This is a genomic window from Nonlabens sp. (assembly GCF_051251825.1).
Taxonomy (GTDB): Bacteria; Bacteroidota; Bacteroidia; order Flavobacteriales; family Flavobacteriaceae; genus Nonlabens.
Genome location: NZ_JBPOGG010000004.1, coordinates 207849 through 225720, shown reverse-complemented (window position 1 = coordinate 225720; position 17872 = coordinate 207849). Strand labels below are relative to the sequence as shown.

Below are 17872 nucleotides of genomic sequence, written 5' to 3'. Positions count from 1 at the left end.
AAGGTTATTTAAAACAGAAATGAAAAAGCCGTTCAGTTATGAACGGCTTATTATCTTAAGAAAAATGAATTTAAGCTTGTTTATGAATCTCAACTTGATGCGGATAAGGTATTTCAACACCTATAGCATCAAGTGTAGGTTTAAAGTTTTGCTGCAAGTAGAAATGTACGGTCCACATGTCTGCGGTGAGTGTATATGGTCTAACTATAATATTTATAGAACTATCTCCATTACCTACCACTTTAACTATAGGTGCTGGTTCTTCTAGTACCAGAGGATGATCAGTACATAATTTAGTTAAGACTTCGAGAACTTTAGGAATATCTGCATCATAACTTACACCTATTTCTGTTTCACATCTCAAAATCCCTTCTGCATCAAAGTTGATAATGTTACCGTTTAATAATGGACCATTTGGAATAATAGCAAGTTTGCGCTGGAAGGTGACAACTTTAGTTTGTAAGATGTCTATCATTTTTACAGTTCCTGTAATACCTTGCGCTTCAATAGTGTCACCGACTTTGAATGGCTTGAATAATAAAAGTAAAACTCCGCCAGCAAAATTAGAAAGCGATCCTTGTAAGGCTAGACCTATTGCTAATCCTGCTGCAGCAAGAATGGCAGCAAAACTTGAGGTTTGAACACCTAATGTTCCCACTATGGTAATAATTAGTAAAATCCATAATCCCCATTTTATCAAATTAAGAAGAAATTTTTCAAGAGTAATATCATAATCTCTAGCGAGCATGATTTTCCTAGTTAGTCTTAATACTCTTTTAATCAACCACCTACCGATGATAAAAATCAAAATAGCCTTAAGCAAAGGCATACCGTATTCTAGAATTAATTTAACTCCAGTTTCAAAATTTAATTTTGCAAATATATCTTCCATAGTTTGCAAAGGTAAAGCTCATAAGGAGATAGCTTGAAAATGATTTGTTAAGATATTTCATACTATATCTTAAAATCTTGAGCCTTGATGCCTAGGTTAGAATTTAGATTGTAACATCTAAGTTTGAACTGTGAAAAACTACTATTTTTTTCTACCCTTTAGTTTCAATAATCCAGCGGCCTGACCTTTCCAATCATCTCTATGGATACGTCCTGGGAAGAACTCTATGAGCATAGTAATGGCCTCAGTATCCTTATCTCGTAGTTTAGAAAGTTGCTCATAGCTATTGATACCTATACTATTTAACTTCTCTTCAACAAACGGACCTATACCTACGATTTTTTGAAAATCATCGGCATTTTGGGGATTACCTTTTCCTAAATACTCTAAGTCTAAGATACTTTCTATAATGTCACTTTTTGCATCATCAGAGAGTTTTCCGGTTCTTTCTCTGGTCTTCATAGCTCGTACTTGTCCAGGTTCATCAATATCTGAGATTTCTACTCGCTTTTCTACACGATCAAGTTTGCGCTTAACATTTTGAACTTCTTCAACTACTTGCTTGACTTCATTGCTAACCTTTTGTTCCTTATTGTCTTGATTACCGAATATATAACCAATTATAAATGCACCGAGCAACATTATAGCTAGAACTATGTACAAACCAAACTGAGAATTAATAAATGATTCCATATTTCTAATTTACAATGATTACCATACCACGATTATTTCCTTGCGCTCCAGAAGGTGTTTCTCCTTTGGACACGGCAACTATTCTTGATGCTGGAATTCCATTCTGAATTAATAAACGTTTGGCCGTGTTAGCATTATCTTTACCTATGTTATAATTATCTGTTGCGTTTCCTACGGTATCTGTATATGCATAGACATAAACTTTTTTACCGCTATTGCTATTTAAATAATTGTTGAGTTCCTTTAAATAATTGGTAAAACTTCTATTACCATAAAATGAGTCTCCTTGATATCCAGTGGTGAATCTTTTATATCCATAAGGACCAGTTCCTTCTATCACGGTAGGTTTAGGAGCTATTACCTGAGGCTTTTCTTTACTTAATTTATTGACGGTATCATGACTCACGTTAGTTAATGAAATATCCACGCCACCTTGAGCAATACCCGATTTAAATGGAATTTTTTTCAATTCTTGTTTTATGATTATTTGTTCCTTTTGTATCCCTAAGTTGGTAAGCAATTTTTTTACATATTGAGCTCTTTTTAATCCCATGTCAGAATCCTCTTCTGGAGAACTGTAACCGTTGATATGCAGTTGAGCGTTTTTACTACCGCTCATCAATTCCTTCAGTTCATTACCATAGTTACGGCATGTATAAGGGATTTTTACTTTTGAGTTGTTTTTATAGATGGTAGTGAACGTCGAGCATTGCGTTAAGGCGTTTCCTTTATCATCTTTAATAACAAAAGTATTTGCCTCATAATTAGTGAGCTCTACCGGTGAAGTCTTAGCTTGTGATGGTTCTGATTCGTCGAGAGCAGTGGTTATACTATCTACAGCAGTTGTATCCATTTCTTCTTGTTGATCTATATCGAGAAGTGGTTGATCAATAGCATTTTTTGCAGCGGCAATAGAATCCAGTTGATCATTAAGTGAGTTTTTAGAATCGCTTAATGTGTCTTCTACAATTACTATTTCTTCCATAAGAGGTTCCTCATCGATAATTTCTGGAACTACCTCAACAGAATCGGTTGTTTGAAAACTATCATTGAATAGATAATTAAATAGCAATAGACACATTCCTGCATAGACTATGTATGCTAGTGTACCTGTAAGAATATTTTTCACTAGAGTTAATTTATGGCTAAATATAAGAAACCTAGACAATTGATTAACAATTGTTTCTTCCTACTTATGAAGGAACTTATCACGAAGTGCTGTTGTAGGAATCATGCAGCTTTCTTCTTTACCAAACCATTTATATCTATTCCTAGCAATGTAATCGTAAATGGTATTTGAAATAAATTTAGGAATGATGATAAAAAGGTAGAGTAGTGGCCATAATCCACTCATTTTTTGAGCGATGCGTAGTGCAGCACTTGCTTTAGAATAAGCTTTTTCACCTCTAATTAATACTATGCTATCAATTTCTTGAGGATCGATATTATGTTTTTTCAAATACATTTTACCTATTTCACTTTGCAAAGCTGCAAAGCGATAATGATTTTTACGATCTCTTTTAATGATAAAAGTTACCGCACCATTGCATAAATTGCAAACACCATCAAATAGAATTACGTCATTTTGTTTTCCCATGATTAGACTTTTTCTAGTTGATCTATTGCAACAATAGTTGTAAACATACCATAATTAATGGTAGCTTTTCCTTTCTCAATTTTATCTATAGTTCCTATAGATCTAGAATTAAGCAATCGTACTCGATCGTCTTTTTTAAAATTCACCTTGGGTTTAGGTTGTTCTACAGGAGCAGGATTTTTCTTTTTTTCTTGTCTTATTTTAGCAACTTTTTGAATGACCTCATTCTCGACTTGCTTCTTTTTCCCTTGTTCTTGTTTGTGCTTCTTAGCTTCTGTCTTTTTAGGTGGTGGCAAGCGTTTTACATTTTCAGTAATCACCATTTTCATTAACTCGTCCACCAGCTGTTTTTTCTTTTTATTCTTAGAGAAATCGCTTGCAAGACCATCAAATTTTTTACCTAGCTGAATGTAACGCTGGTAACTGTCATACATTTCTTGAAAGTCTAGAAGTTTTTGCTGCACGCGATCTTGAGTATCATCCAGTTTATTAACCTTTTGAGTCGCCTTTATCTCACGTTCTCGCAGTGATTCATTATTCTTACGTAAGTTAGAACGTTCTTTTTGCAAAGCAGCGATCGATTTATCAAAGCGTATTTTTCCACGTTCTACTTTCTTTTTGGCTTTATTAATTAAAGAATAAGGAATACCATTTTTCTGTGCTACCTCAAAGGTAAAAGAACTACCAGCTTCTCCTAACTGTAATTGATAAATAGGCTCGAGCGACTGTGCGTCAAAGAGCATATTTGCATTAGTCATCTCAGGCATCTCGTTGGCCAGCATCTTCAAGTTTGTGTAATGCGTAGTGATGATTCCATAACTCTTACGGCTGTAGAGTTCCTCGAGCATACTTTCTGCCAGTGCACCACCTAGTTCTGGATCAGAACCTGTACCAAATTCATCAATGAGGAACAGCGTTTTTTCATCGGCTTTTTTGAGGAAACCACGCATGTTTTTAAGACGATAGCTATAAGTACTTAAATGATTATCTATACTCTGGTTATCACCTATATCTGTTAAAACGTGCTTGAATAAACATACACGACTTTTCTCATGCACCGGAATTAAAAATCCTGACTGAATCATGAGCTGTAATAATCCTATAGTTTTTAAAGTGATAGATTTCCCACCAGCATTAGGACCAGATATGACTATGATACGATTATCTTCTTTCAGTCCTATCGTTTGTGGATAAGTTTTTTCATCACGCGCACGATTTGCGACCAGTAATAATGGGTGATAGGCATCTACTAATTCTAGCTCTCGATTTTCAACCATCATCGGTAAAATAGCGTTGATAGATCGAGCATATCTAGCTCTGGCCGCAATTATATCAGTATGTATTAGATAATCACGATAGATTTTAAAATCTTCTAGAAATGGTCGTAATGATTCTGTAAGGACTTTAAGAATGCGATTGATTTCTTCTTTTTCCTCAACTTCTAGTTCAGCTAGCTTCCGCGAAAGCGTTAAAACACGTTCTGGTTCAATATAGGAGATACTTCCCGTTCTTGAACTTCCCATCACTTTTCCTTTTACCTTGCGGCGGTACATGGATTTTACAGCTAGAACTCGACGGTTTTCTACCACACTTTCTCGTATCTCGTCCAGATAATCTAACTGGGAATAATGACTAAGCGCCTGACCGAAGCTACCGTTGAGCTGACCTTTTACACTATTCATCTCATGTCTCAATACTTTGAGATCAAGAGATGCATCATCTTTTACTTCACCAAAACGATCCAGAACCGCATCTACAGTTTCTGGTATATAATCATTGCGATCTATGGAGTCTAGTCTATAAAAAAGCGAAGGAAATAATAATTGCTGTTTCTTAAAGAACTTGATGTGCTCATTTACAGATTTGGGCAACACCACAAGCTTGCGTATACTTTCCTTATCCAGCGTAGAGTTCTCAATTCCTAGCAGTTGCAGTTCCTTTTCAATAGGTTCAAATCCATGGTTAGGGATGCGGTATTCACTCGAGAATGATTCCACATACTCATGAGTATGACTGAGTGCTTCTTTAACTGCCTTGCGATAGGTGAGCGGTTCAAGTAGAAGCATGTTTTTCTTACCGTCTGTGGTAGTACAATAGGCAGCTGCCTGTTCTAACACGACGTTGAACTCTAAATCTTGAATGGTTTTACTGGAAATTCTACTCATAATGTGATTACAAAAATACACTTAGGACAGTGTAGTAGTCGCAGGTTTTAGAATTAATTATAAGTTGATTCTATTTTGTTTCTCAAATACTAACTTTGAATCATGAACGTAAAAATACACGAGAGCTGGAAAAATGCTTTACAAGCTCAATTTGAGAGCGATTATTTTAAAGAACTGTCTGAGTTTGTTAAGGCAGAATATCAATCACAAACATGCTATCCTCCAGCTTCTAAAATCTTTGCAGCATTTGATGCAGCACCGCTACATCAAGTAAAAGTGGTGATTATAGGTCAAGATCCTTATCATGGTGCTGGACAAGCAAATGGATTATGTTTCTCAGTGGCTGATGGTATTGCTCATCCACCATCATTGAAGAATATTTTTAAAGAACTTCAATCTGATTTAAATATTACTATTCCTGAAAGTGGTAATCTAGATCGATGGGCACAGCAAGGTGTGTTGCTCTTAAATGCAGTTCTCACAGTAAGAGAAAGTGATGCCGGTTCTCATGCAAAGAAAGGTTGGGAACGCTTTACAGATGCCGTTATTAAAACTATATCAGATGAAAGAGAAGATGTGATATTCTTACTTTGGGGTGGTTTTGCAAAAGGAAAAGCAAAACTCATAGATAAAAAGAAACATCATATTCTCACCAGCGGTCATCCATCACCACTAAGTGCTAATCGTGGTTATTGGTTTGGAAACAAGCATTTTTCTCAGGTGAATGAATTGCTTATGGGAATGGGAAAAGAGGTGATTGAGTGGTAAGCTAGGATAAATTCTTTGGTTTACTTGTCATTCTGAACCTGCCTGCTGGTAGGCAGGTTTTATTTCAGAATCTACTTATGATAGAAATGAAAGATTTTATACCTAATAGTTTTAAGACGTTATAAAATGAGAAGCTGAAACGAGTTCAGCTTGACAGGTTTAAGAGATTTATGATTTAATTCGAGTTCAACTTCAACTTCAAGTTCAACTTCAAATTCAAAGGCTATTCTTCCTCATCCAGTTTAGGAAGATCATAAATCAATTCATTTAACTGGACTTTACGATCTATAATTCCTACTGCGGTAAATTCATTATTTATTTTATCAACGGTTGCGTTCCATAATTGGTCGTCACTAAACTCTGTGCGTAGTAACCATTGTTGAACATCACCTACTTGAAGATCGTAATGGGAAGCGATAGTTCGGTCTATGGAAGGAATTTGTTTAAAGTCTGCTGTATAGCGATTGATGACGGCTAGCATTTTTGCGAGCGCTTCTTCTTTCTCTGCAATGCATTCTTGAGTTGCTGCAATGACAAAACTAGGCCATGGAGTAGCAATAGTTTCTAATCTTTTAAAAACACCTTGATCTACGATAGGTTGCGTCATATAACGTTCCCATAAAAAAAGCTGTGCTTTATTATTAGAAAGAGCTTCAACCGCACCGTCAAGTGTATTTACTAATTCAAAGTCTAAATCGCTCGTGTCCCAACCGTGTTTTTTAGCAAGTAAATAGCTCATTAAATGAGAACCACTTCCATATCTACTTATGGCAAATTTACCATCCTCGAGTTGTTGTGTTTTTTCGGCTTCTATATTTCCTGGTGCATGAACGCCCCATAATAGAGGAGAAGCAACATAAACCTGTAAGATACGTGAAGGATTTCCAGCCATGATATCTTTTACAATTCCGTCTGTAAGAATACATGCTACGTCTAGTTCTTTACTGCGTAGTAATTTACTCATGCGGCCAGTTCCTTCTGGTACGTCTTGCCATTGCAAATCGATCCCTTCTTTTTCAAATGCGCCATCTTCAAGGGCAAAATGCCATGGGAGATTGAAATGTTCTGGAACGCCGCCTATTTTTATAGTAATCATGCTGTTTGAAAGTCCTACAAAGATAAAACTCTTTGTTTTAATTTTTATCCAATAGATAGGAATGTATATCTATTTGTGATCTTACTGTTTTAGAATCGGTTGAAGAAACAATTTGATTATCTTCTTTCTCGGTATGAACACGAGCCTTTACATTATCAGCCAGTTGAATATTTAGAATGTCATCTAGCTCTTTGAAAATGTCTTGATCATAAATAGGAGTGAGGACTTCTATTCTGCGATCTAGGTTACGAGTCATCCAGTCTGCACTACCTGTAAACATTAAAGGTTTGCCTAAGTTATGAAATTTATAAATCCTTCCATGTTCTAGGAACTGATCGACTATACTTGTCATGTAAATATTTTCACTTAATCCTTTAACTCCAGGAATCAATCTAGAAAATCCACGTACAATTAATCGGATAGGAACTCCTGCAATGCTCGCTTTATATAAGAGTTTAATAATCTTCTCATCTTCTAACTGATTCATTTTTGCTGTAATGCTACATGGTTTCCCAGCCTTAGCAGCTTCCGTTTCATTTCTAATTAATTCTTCAAGAGTTGCACGAGTCGTGAAAGGAGAAATTAAAAGACGTTTTGCTCGCGGAATGATCATATCACCTTGAAGTACTTTAAAAACACGATGTAATTCTTTGGTGATTTTTTTATGAGCTGTAAATAAACCGTGATCACAATAGAACTTAGATGTTTGAGCATTAAAATTACCAGTTCCTATATAAGCGTATCTTCTAAGTTTCTTTCCTTCTTCACGTAAAATGAGCATTACCTTACTATGCACTTTAATTTTAGGATAGCTGTAGATAACATGAGCACCTTTGTCTTCAAATATGCGTCCCCATTTTATATTATTCTCTTCGTCAAAACGTGCTTTGGCTTCTATAAACACTGTTACTTTTTTTCCATTTTCAAGTGCAAGTAACAACGCATCAGTTAGAGCAGAGTGGTCCGCGACTCGATATAAGGAGATTTTTATTTCACGTACTAGCTCATCAGTTGCCGCCTGATTAATTAAGTTTTGTACATAGTCAAATGACATGTATGGAAAATGAACTAATTGATCCTTTTCTCTTATTACATCAAAATAGTTATCTGCTTCTTGAAAAGCTTTATGTTTTATAGAGCTAAGTTTTTCTGCTTTTAGTTTTTTATTATCTGTAGGTTCAGGGAATTTTATGAAATCGTCAAAATTGTGATAAGCACCACCGGCAACCATATCTACTTTTCCTAATCCTAAGCTTTTTCTCAAGTTTTTGCGCACTTCCTTAGGCATAGAACTGTCATAAAGTAGGCGAGTAGGTTGACCTTCCAGTCGCTGACTCAAGGATTCATAAATTAAATCGGCAAGTGTTTGATCTAGTTCTCCATCTATTTCTTGTTCTAGATACAACTCTGCATCACGAGATAATTTAATAGCAAATGAATTTGTTATTTCTTCCTTAGGAAATAATCCGCCTAATTGCGATTTAAGAATATCATCTATAAAAGCAATCACGTGTTGATCTCCATCTACTTTAAGTTCTACAAATCGTGGTAACTGATCAGAAGGAATATTTACAATACCATATTGCATTGCAGACTTGAAAGTCACTAAAAAATAAAGCTCACTATTTTCAAGAAAAACATCTGAGTTTGTAGAGGCTTTAATCGTATCTATTTTAAGTAGTTCCTTGATATTCTCGTTAAAATAGGACGTTGCCTCTTCTAGGTAAGAAGTGTTGAGCTCTTCAAAAGAAAGTAATTGAATATTATTTTCTTTCAGTTCTGGAATAATAGTGTCAAAGAATATGGCTCCTAATTCTTCTTGTTGTTCATTTACCTTTTTCAAGATTTCTTTAAGAATCTTATTAGGTCTGAAGGCTAGTTTTTTACGGAGCGATTTGTTGACTTTTTTAATTTGGCGTAATTGAGAAACACGCACTCTAAAAAACTCGTCTAGGTTTGAAGAAAATATGCTGACAAACTTTAATCGCTCATATAAAGGATTAGTTTCATCTTTTGCTTCTTGAAGTACTCGATCATTAAAACTAAGCCAGTTTAAATCACGATGTCTGATGGGATAATTGGTTGTTTCTTTCACTCTTGAAAAATACAAACTCTAATAAAATCAAATCGTCAAATCCTTGTTAATTATCTACGATCGCATTTAAAGTAAAACGTATAAGTTCATCTACAGTCTGCTGCGGTTGTGTAGAAAATTTTCCTGTAGCGCGATTTGCGAGTATAGCATTTAAAGAAACAGCTCTGTGGCCTAGAAGCATGGACATGGCGTAGATTCCAGCCGTTTCCATTTCTAGATTGGTTAATTTTTCTCCTTCATATTCAAACGCCTCGATACTGGAATTCAGCTTGTCATGAGCTGGTTTTAATCGCAATTGACGACTTTGTGGACCATAAAAACCTACGTTTGTTATAGTGTTTCCTAGAATCATTCTGTCATATTTGAATAGGCTAGCGAGCGCCATGTCACAGGAAATGGTATAAGGTCTTGCGGCTTGTTGAGAGAGGTGTAGTTGTTCTTGTACCACTTTCGCGAAAGCAATATCACCACCATCATTTTCATACCAGTGAAACAAAGAGTCAAAACCGATGCCTCGTTGAGACAGTAAAAATGAATCCACAGGAATATCTGCCTGCACCGCACCAGATGTACCGATACGTATGAAATCCAGCTGCGTCAATTTCTTCTTAATCTCGCGAGTTTCAAAATCGATGTTTACCAGCGCATCGAGCTCATTAAAAACGATGTCAATATTATCAGTTCCTATACCGGTAGAAACCACACTGATGCGTTTGCCCTTTAAAGTTCCTGTATGAGTGTGGAATTCACGCTTTCCCACTCGATGTTCTATGTGGTCAAAGTGCTTAGAAACGTCACTCACACGATCTGGATCACCTACCGTAATGATCGTGTGCGCCAGTTGATGTGGTTGTAAATTGAGATGGTAAATACTACCATCATCGTTTAAAATCAATTCTGATGCTGCTATGGCCATATTAAAAAGTCATTGCGATTACAGAGATTTCTACGTTCACGTATTTAGGCAAGTTTGCGACTTCTACCGTTTCTCTCGCTGGAGCCGTAGCTTCATTAAAGTAACTTCCATAAACTTCATTTACGGTAGCAAAATTCCCCATATCGCTTAAGAAAATAGAAGACTTTATGACATTCTCAAAAGTCATGTCCACTTGTTTTAAGAGACTCTCTAAGTGTTTCATCACTAGATGAGTTTCCTCTTTAAGATCATCTATTTTAAGTTTTCCAGTAGCTGGATCAATAGCGATCTGACCACTTGTGTACAGTGTTTTTTGCTGTGGAGTGTCTACTAAAACTGCTTGGTTATACGGCCCGATAGGACTAGGCGCAAGGTCTGTGTAAATGATTTTTTTCATGAGATAAATATAAAGGAAAAACAAAACTTAAATCTAAACTTAAACTAAAATCAAAATGAAAATCAAAAATAAAATCAAGACACTATACAAAAGACACAAGAAACGAGAAACAAGAATAATGACGCTAGGCTGGGTGGAATATTCAAGGTATGGTTTTATCAAGTTTTTTTATCAAACTGGAAGGCGTATCCATACTGTTCAGCGAAGTCTGAGGTTCTTGAAGACTGACTTATTTAAACCTAAATCTAAACTTAAACTTAAATTGGAATGCGTATTCATCCTATTCGGCGAAGTCTGAGGTTCTCGAAGACTGACTTATTTAAACTTAAACTTAAATCTAAACTCAAACTTAAAAAACCCCATTGTTCCTAGAAGTTTTCATTTTAGCAATAGGTAATAGGCAATAGGCAATTCTAAAATTGAGGATCTGGTTGTTTACGTTGATCCCATTTAATATCACTCAATGCTCCAGACTTGATTCCTATAAAGAAGAACCAGCTGTTTTGTGGACCTATAGGAGTCCAGTTAAAACTTAATCTCCAGCTTTCTAGATCTCGGTTAAAACGTAATGTGGTAAAAGAAACTCCTTTATTTGCAAAGTCATATCCTGTATTTCCACCTACACTCCAGCGTGGTGATAATTCCACGTCACCAGATACCATAAGTGATTGTCGATTGATCTCGTTTTGTCGTTGTGCATTATTATAGGTCATGGTGTAGGCAAAATTCAAATTCCATGGAATTTTAAACCTGTACCTAGTTTTATCAATATCTACACTTTCTTTTTCGGGCTCTTGATTAAAAGTGGTACCATCTGCATAATCTACTGATGCGCCGAAGAGATCGTCCTCACGTCCACCATTTTGTAAATTTCTATTTTGTAATGGGTCATCAGGTTTTTTATTGTCGCCGTCTTTGGCTTTTTCAAAATCTGTATTGCTCAATCTGAAGTTAAAACGAGCACCAGCACGAGTTAATCTGAATAAACTACCACCATTATCTACATTAAATCTATCGATACGCTGGTTGTTATTATCCAGCGCATATGGATCTAGATTTGCGTCCAGATTTAAGTCTATATTCTTAAAAATAGGAATTACACCTCTCAGTTGTAGCGGACTCCAGTTTAAGGAGTCACCAGCTAGATTGTAAGATGTATTCACATTAAAAGATTTAAGTAGAGATATTTTCTTTAACTCGGTTTTTGTGGAATCTCGATCACGTACTTTGGCTTCTAGCGTGTTTTGAATCCCTATTCCTAAACTACTAGAATAAACTCTTCCAGGAGCATTAAAAAGTGTTCCTTCAAAACGGCTATAGAAACGTTCCTCTTCTGATATGTCTAATCCTTGTTCATCTAGTAAACGCTCATAATATTGATCAAAACTAGGATTTGCACTATAAGAAACGCTAGGTCGCATCACATGGCGTATTGCTTGAATCTTTGAATCTTTGTTTGAAGATTTCCAGTTACCATATACAGTGGTTCCTATACTAGCTCCATAGTTGTAAGTTCTATAAGCGTCAAATCCAGGAACCGTATCTCTTACCGTTTCAATACTACCATTATCATTTACTTCTAGAAACTGGTCGATAGTTTCAAAAACCCATGACTCATCATAACTGGCATTTAACCCAACTGAAAAATAATTTGCTATTTTAAAGTTTGTAGAAATAGGAATAGAATGTCGCAATCCAGCAACAGCATTATCAAACATCTTACCTGTCAGGAAATCCTCATCATTTGTCGTGAGCCGATTTTCTCCACGCAAATTATATTGCATGTTGATATTTTGCAGCACACCTTTCTTAACACCTTCTTTAGGAGCAAAAGGAAATACTCTTGAAACACTTGCTTGCAGAGTAGGCAAGGTTAAATTAACAACGTTTGTGTTTGTGTTTTGATTATGTGAGACCGTTGTACTCACATTTACTTGCGGTTCACCAGTAAAGGTTTTAGAATAAGAAATGGACGAACTCAAATTATTAACAAGCGTAGCACTTTGATTCACTTGATTAAATGATTGTCTAAAAAACTGACTACTTCCTAAGTTTACACTTGCACTGAAACGGCTGTTAGGATTACTCTTTGCATCCTGACTGTGTTGCCAGTTAATGTTATAGCGATTAGTTTGTTGAAAATCTGAAAAGCCTCGTTCACTCTGAATTTGATTCTCATAAAGGAATCTAAAACTACCACTAAACGCATATCTTTTTCTATAGCTACTTTCTATCCTAGAACCCCAACTTCCATTTGTGAAGTAATCACCCAGTACAGTTAAATCGACATAATCATTAATGGCAAAGTAATAACCACCATTCTGTAAAAAGTATCCTTGATTGTTATTATTACCAAAAGACGGAATGATTACACCACTTTTACGCTCATTAGTCATAGGGAAATAAGCAAATGGCAATCCTATAGGAGTAGGGACATCTGCTATATACATGTTCACTAAACCAGTAACGATTTTCTTTCCAGGTACAAATTTAATTTTGCGAGCTAGGAAATAGTAATCAGGATTATCTGGATTATTAGAAGTTGTAAATCTGGCACGTTTCATAAAGTAAACAGAATCATTGACACGTTTTGTCACCTCAGATTTTACTTTAAATTCTCCTTCTTCAGTATTTGCGCCATAAATTAACGCCTTACGACTGTCTTTATTAAATATAATAGAGTCGGGTTTTACCACGCTGCCGCCTTGAGAAAAGACAGGTTTTTGTGAATAAACATCAGCCGTATCTACAACTCCATAGGCAAATACATCACCCGTATTCATATTCATAATAATTTTACCAGCCTCAAGTGTGATGTCTCCGTACTCGATTTTTGCCTCATTATATAAGGTGATAATATTATTAATACGATCTATCTCTTTATAATCTTTAGCACTAGAAATAAGCTTGTGTTCAAGTATAGGCTTGCGTTTAGTAGAGTCTATAGGCTTTTGTAATTGTAGAGAATCGGGTGTGATTACTAAAGTTTCTGCTGGTTCCTGTGGTTTGTTTTCGGGAGTTTTTTCAGGAACTTCTTCTGCTGGAATTGTAGAACCAGAAGACGGCAGCTCTTGCGCCCAACTTGTAAGGCTAGCTGTTAAAAAGACTATTGATAAAATGATATACCTCTTCAAGTAATGCAATCTACAGTAAACTATATTCGTTAATAGAAATGGTCTGGTTTTTGAAACGTCAAAACTACGTATAATTTTTAAGCGTTTTTGTGTAATTACGCTTTCGCGAAAGCGGATTTATCAAAACCACCTTAACACCTATGAACACTGTAATGAAAACGTATATACTTTTAATTATTGCATTAATAGCTTTTCCTGTTGTAAGTCAGGCAAATAAGCCTATAGATTCTACTGTAGTAAACAGCAAAACTTTTACTATTGTTCTCGATGCTGGACATGGTGGAACTGATCCAGGAAAAAAAGTGGGCTCTGTTAACGAGAAGGATATCGCGCTTAAAGTGGTCAAGAAAGTAGGAGCAATGCTGGAAAAACATCCTGAAATTAAAGTGGTGTACACACGTACGACTGATAAATTTCTAGAATTACATGAACGCGCATCTATTGCAAATAAGGCAAAAGCAGATCTTTTTGTGTCTGTTCATTGTAATGCTGCCGCAAATAAAAGTGCCAAAGGAAATGAAACTTGGGTGCTAGGTTTGCACCGTAGTGATGATAACCTAGAAGTGGTACAAAGAGAGAACTCTGTGATACTATTAGAAGACAACTATGAAGAGAAATATGCAGGTTTTGACCCTAATGATCCATCATCGTTTGCAGCGAGTTTGTTAACTCAAGAAGATTTTCTAGATAATAGTATAGAAATGGCTGCCGCAGTTCAAACTAAGTTTGAGGCTGCCTTAAAACGTAAAAATAGAGGTGTGAAACAAGCAGGTTTTGCCGTTTTAAGATTGTCTTACATGCCTAGCGTACTTATTGAAACTGGATTTATTACTAATAAAGAGGAACGAGACTTTTTAAATAGCAAGGCAGGACAAGATAAGGTTGCTGCTTCTATTTTTAATGCAATCCTAGGATATCAAAAAGATAGAGATATTAATAATTTTGAGGTGACACCTATAGATATTGAAGAAAATAATCAAACTGAAATCATTGCACCTCAAAACGGAGTAGAAAGTGCTGTCATTTATAAGGTTCAAATAGCAGCAAGTTCTGGTGCTGTAGCTCCTAAATCATATAACTTTAAAAAACTACCAGAAATCTCTAGAGAAAAACATGGCGGTATTTACCGATATTTCACTGGAAATTTTACAGACGTAAAAAAAGCTATTACTCTCAAAGATAAAGCTCTAGCCGTAGGATACGACGGTGCTTTTATCGTCGTGGTAGAAAATGGTGTTACCAGACGATTATAATGTATTGCTAAATTTGCATATATGTAGCTACAAAATACATAGCTTTATCTAAATTTGTCAAAACACCATATCTGTGAAGTTCTCAAAAGAAATTAAAGTCGGTATTCTAACAGTCGTTGCTATAGCGTTGTTCATATTTGGTTACACCTATTTAAAAGGAAGTAACCTTCTAGAAGATAATCGTGTATATTATGCGGTCTATAATAATGTAGAAGGGCTCACTAAATCTGCTCCAGTAACCGTTAACGGTTTGCGAGTGGGAAATATAGATGATATTAAATTCCTAGACGGTAATGGTAGGCTCATTGTTAAGTTTCATGTAAACGGTGACTTTGAATTCTCTTCAGAAAGTACTGCTAGTGTTTACAGTACAAGTCTTATAGGTGGAAAGGCACTGGCGATTGTTCCTAATTTTGAATCTACAGCACCACCAGCAAAATCTGGTGACACGTTGTCTTCTAAACTTGATAAAGGACTGCAAGGAGAAGTTATGGATCAATTCATTCCATTAAAAGATAAAATGGAACACATGATTGTAAGTGCAGACAGTGTTCTGGTTGCCGTTAATAAAACATTGAATCCTGAGACTAGAAAAGCAATATCAGCATCTCTTGTAGAACTTAATAAAACACTAGTTGAATTTCAAGGTTTATCTCGCAATGCAAATTCCTTACTCGCAGATAATAAAGAAAGTCTAGGTCGCACTATTAAGAACCTTGATACTACTACAGAAAACTTTGCAAAAATATCAGATACGCTAGCGCAAGTACAAATTGCTGGAACAGTAAAACAACTTGAAGAAACTATCAGTAACTTTAATACGGTTATTGAAAAAGTGAATAATGGAGAAGGTTCTCTAGGAAAACTCATGACTGATGATGAGTTATACACTAACCTTACCAGAGCATCAGAACAAGCTGCAGATTTATTGCAGGACATGAAGCTCAATCCTAAACGATACGTACATTTCTCTGTCTTTGGAAAAAGACCAGGAAAGTATGAAGAACCAGAAGATCCAAACAGATAATTTTACAATATGGAATACATTCCACAAGTCATTTTTGCGCTCTTATTAATTGCTGGTATAGGTTACTTTGCCAGTAACATACGTAAGATGATACGCAATATCAAATTAGGTAAAGAAGTAGACCGCTCTGATAATAAAAAAGAACGCTGGGCTCAAATGGCGCGCATTGCATTAGGGCAATCTAAAATGGTACGCAGACCTGTTGCTGGATTTTTACACGTCGTAGTCTATGTAGGATTTGTAATTATTAATATAGAAGTATTAGAAATTATCATTGATGGACTATTTGGAACTCATAGAATATTTGCTCCTTATTTAGGAGGCGTTTATGACTTTTTGATAGGAACCTTTGAAATACTCGCTTTATTAGTCTTGGTAACAGTTGTTGTTTTTTGGATAAGAAGAAATGCCATGAACATCAAGCGATTCACAATGGGTGAGTTGAAAGGCTGGCCTAAAAATGATGCGAACTATATCCTTTACTTTGAAGTGGTTTTAATGTCATTATTTTTAATAATGAACGCAACAGACTTTATACTTCAAACTCGTGGAGTAGAAGGATATGCTCATGCAGGTGAGATCTTTGGATCATTTCCAGTTTCTCAATATGTAGCTGTGTTTTTTGAAAACATGGCAGACAGCACATTAATAATCATTGAACGTGCCGCATGGTGGATTCACATTGTAGGAATCTTAATTTTCTTAAATTATCTCTACTGGTCTAAGCATTTACATATCATGCTTGCATTTCCTAATGTTTACTTTGCTAAGTTGACTCCTAAAGGTCAACTTACAAACATGGAAGCCGTAACAGCTGAGGTGAAACTAATGATGGATCCAGACGCAGATCCGTTTGCGGCACCAGATCCAGCAGCAATGGAAGAAGAACCAGCCGCTTTAGGAGCAAATGATATCTTTGATTTAAATCAGGTCCAATTATTAAACGCATACACATGTACAGAATGTGGTCGTTGTACCTCAGAATGTCCTGCAAATATTACAGGTAAAAAATTGAGTCCGCGTAAGATCATGATGGACACACGCGATCGACTGGAAGAAGTAGGTAGCGTGATTGATAAAGAAGGAGAATGGAAAGATGATGGTAAAACCTTATTGAACGATTACATTACTACTGAGGAATTATGGGCTTGTACTACATGTAACGCTTGTGTAGAAGCTTGTCCTATAGGAATTGATCCATTGAGTATCATCATGGAAATGAGAAGATATCTTGTACTAGAAAATAGTGCAGCACCTACAGATTTAAATAACGCATTAACTAACATAGAGAATAACGGTGCACCATGGCCTTATAACCAGATGGACCGATTAAACTGGGCAGACGAACTTTAACATGAAAGAAGAAAACGATTATCTAGAAGCAAAAAACGAAGACGGATCCTTAGCAAGTCCTATATTACCTGAAGGTGTTAAGAATTACCTTATTGACATAGATGGAACTATTACTGAAGATGTTCCTAATGAAGAGCCAGAACGCATGGCAACTTGCGAGCCGTTTCCAGATGCTTTAGAAACGCTCAACGGCTGGTTTGATGATGGACATGTCATTTGTTTTTTCACCTCAAGAACTGAGGAACATCGTGAGGTAACAGAGCAATGGTTAAAAAAACATGGGTTCAATTACCATAGTTTGTTAATGGGAAAACCTCGTGGAGGAAATTACCACTGGATTGACAACCACATGGTGCGTGCTACACGATATAAAGGTAAGTTCACAAACCTCGTGGAAGAAAAAGTGACTATAGAAGTATTTAAGAAATAGAATGATGTGGTTTACGCTTTCGCGAAAGCGTGATACATACATCTCAACAATACAAT

At 35.9% G+C, this 17872-nt stretch carries 15 protein-coding genes; 5 read left to right on the top strand and 10 right to left on the bottom strand.

Annotated features, from left to right (window positions below; genetic code table 11):
* Window positions 1–70: 70 nt before the first annotated feature.
* The 5 genes from ACSHWW_RS07380 to ACSHWW_RS07360 form a co-directional block, all read right to left on the bottom strand.
* Window positions 71–892 carry a mechanosensitive ion channel family protein gene (locus ACSHWW_RS07380; RefSeq protein WP_435681791.1) on the bottom strand — a complete coding sequence of 274 codons (822 nt, stop codon included), beginning with the start codon at window positions 890–892 and terminating at the stop codon, window positions 71–73.
* Between the two features lie 141 nt (window positions 893–1033).
* Window positions 1034–1585 (bottom strand): hypothetical protein, encoded by a 552-nt coding sequence (locus ACSHWW_RS07375; protein WP_435681790.1) that lies wholly within the window; start codon window positions 1583–1585, stop codon window positions 1034–1036.
* Window positions 1586–1589: 4 nt separating this feature from the next.
* Entirely contained in the window at window positions 1590–2714 is a 1125-nt protein-coding gene (locus tag ACSHWW_RS07370) for an OmpA family protein (RefSeq protein ID WP_435681789.1), read from the bottom strand.
* Window positions 2715–2774: 60 nt separating this feature from the next.
* Entirely contained in the window at window positions 2775–3182 is a 408-nt protein-coding gene (locus ACSHWW_RS07365; RefSeq protein ID WP_435681788.1) for a thiol-disulfide oxidoreductase DCC family protein, read from the bottom strand.
* Between the two features lie 2 nt (window positions 3183–3184).
* Window positions 3185–5347 (bottom strand): endonuclease MutS2, encoded by a 2163-nt coding sequence (locus ACSHWW_RS07360; protein WP_435681787.1) that lies wholly within the window; start codon window positions 5345–5347, stop codon window positions 3185–3187.
* Window positions 5348–5449: 102 nt separating this feature from the next.
* On the opposite strand from ACSHWW_RS07360, the gene ung reads away from it, so the two are divergent.
* Complete coding sequence (ung, locus tag ACSHWW_RS07355; RefSeq protein ID WP_435681786.1) at window positions 5450–6115, top strand: uracil-DNA glycosylase; 666 nt, start codon at window positions 5450–5452, stop codon at window positions 6113–6115.
* A 223-nt stretch (window positions 6116–6338) separates the two neighbouring features.
* On the opposite strand, the gene ACSHWW_RS07350 is transcribed toward ung, so the two are convergent.
* The 5 genes from ACSHWW_RS07350 to ACSHWW_RS07330 form a co-directional block, all read right to left on the bottom strand.
* Window positions 6339–7211 carry a substrate-binding domain-containing protein gene (locus ACSHWW_RS07350; protein ID WP_435681785.1) on the bottom strand — a complete coding sequence of 291 codons (873 nt, stop codon included), beginning with the start codon at window positions 7209–7211 and terminating at the stop codon, window positions 6339–6341.
* Between the two features lie 37 nt (window positions 7212–7248).
* Entirely contained in the window at window positions 7249–9306 is a 2058-nt protein-coding gene (gene ppk1 / locus ACSHWW_RS07345) for a polyphosphate kinase 1 (protein ID WP_435681784.1), read from the bottom strand.
* Between the two features lie 46 nt (window positions 9307–9352).
* Entirely contained in the window at window positions 9353–10222 is an 870-nt protein-coding gene (locus tag ACSHWW_RS07340) for a nucleoside phosphorylase (protein WP_435681783.1), read from the bottom strand.
* A gap of 1 nt (window position 10223) precedes the next feature.
* On the bottom strand, window positions 10224–10619 hold the full coding sequence (locus ACSHWW_RS07335) for a Rid family detoxifying hydrolase (RefSeq protein ID WP_435681782.1): 396 nt from the start codon (window positions 10617–10619) through the stop codon (window positions 10224–10226).
* Between the two features lie 413 nt (window positions 10620–11032).
* Window positions 11033–13753 (bottom strand): putative LPS assembly protein LptD, encoded by a 2721-nt coding sequence (locus ACSHWW_RS07330; protein WP_435681781.1) that lies wholly within the window; start codon window positions 13751–13753, stop codon window positions 11033–11035.
* A gap of 152 nt (window positions 13754–13905) precedes the next feature.
* On the opposite strand from ACSHWW_RS07330, the gene ACSHWW_RS07325 reads away from it, so the two are divergent.
* From ACSHWW_RS07325 to ACSHWW_RS07310, 4 genes are all read left to right on the top strand, one after another.
* On the top strand, window positions 13906–15006 hold the full coding sequence (locus ACSHWW_RS07325) for an N-acetylmuramoyl-L-alanine amidase family protein (protein WP_435681780.1): 1101 nt from the start codon (window positions 13906–13908) through the stop codon (window positions 15004–15006).
* 73 nt (window positions 15007–15079) lie between these two features.
* On the top strand, window positions 15080–16033 hold the full coding sequence (locus ACSHWW_RS07320; protein WP_435681779.1) for an MlaD family protein: 954 nt from the start codon (window positions 15080–15082) through the stop codon (window positions 16031–16033).
* A gap of 9 nt (window positions 16034–16042) precedes the next feature.
* Window positions 16043–17386 (top strand): 4Fe-4S dicluster domain-containing protein, encoded by a 1344-nt coding sequence (locus ACSHWW_RS07315; RefSeq protein WP_435681778.1) that lies wholly within the window; start codon window positions 16043–16045, stop codon window positions 17384–17386.
* A 1-nt stretch (window position 17387) separates the two neighbouring features.
* Window positions 17388–17816 (top strand): LNS2 domain-containing protein, encoded by a 429-nt coding sequence (locus tag ACSHWW_RS07310; RefSeq protein WP_435681777.1) that lies wholly within the window; start codon window positions 17388–17390, stop codon window positions 17814–17816.
* The last annotated feature ends 56 nt before the right edge of the window (window positions 17817–17872 follow it).

Coding starts and splice junctions, on each gene's coding strand:
- ung (WP_435681786.1), top strand. CDS start 5,450: ATGAACGTAAAAATACACGAGAGCTGGAAAAATGCTTTACAAGCTCAA.
- ACSHWW_RS07335 (WP_435681782.1), bottom strand. CDS start 10,619: ATGAAAAAAATCATTTACACAGACCTTGCGCCTAGTCCTATCGGGCCG.
- ACSHWW_RS07315 (WP_435681778.1), top strand. CDS start 16,043: ATGGAATACATTCCACAAGTCATTTTTGCGCTCTTATTAATTGCTGGT.
- ACSHWW_RS07350 (WP_435681785.1), bottom strand. CDS start 7,211: ATGATTACTATAAAAATAGGCGGCGTTCCAGAACATTTCAATCTCCCA.
- ACSHWW_RS07380 (WP_435681791.1), bottom strand. CDS start 892: ATGGAAGATATATTTGCAAAATTAAATTTTGAAACTGGAGTTAAATTA.
- ACSHWW_RS07365 (WP_435681788.1), bottom strand. CDS start 3,182: ATGGGAAAACAAAATGACGTAATTCTATTTGATGGTGTTTGCAATTTA.
- ACSHWW_RS07375 (WP_435681790.1), bottom strand. CDS start 1,585: ATGGAATCATTTATTAATTCTCAGTTTGGTTTGTACATAGTTCTAGCT.
- ACSHWW_RS07325 (WP_435681780.1), top strand. CDS start 13,906: ATGAAAACGTATATACTTTTAATTATTGCATTAATAGCTTTTCCTGTT.
- ACSHWW_RS07340 (WP_435681783.1), bottom strand. CDS start 10,222: ATGGCCATAGCAGCATCAGAATTGATTTTAAACGATGATGGTAGTATT.
- ACSHWW_RS07360 (WP_435681787.1), bottom strand. CDS start 5,347: ATGAGTAGAATTTCCAGTAAAACCATTCAAGATTTAGAGTTCAACGTC.
- ACSHWW_RS07310 (WP_435681777.1), top strand. CDS start 17,388: ATGAAAGAAGAAAACGATTATCTAGAAGCAAAAAACGAAGACGGATCC.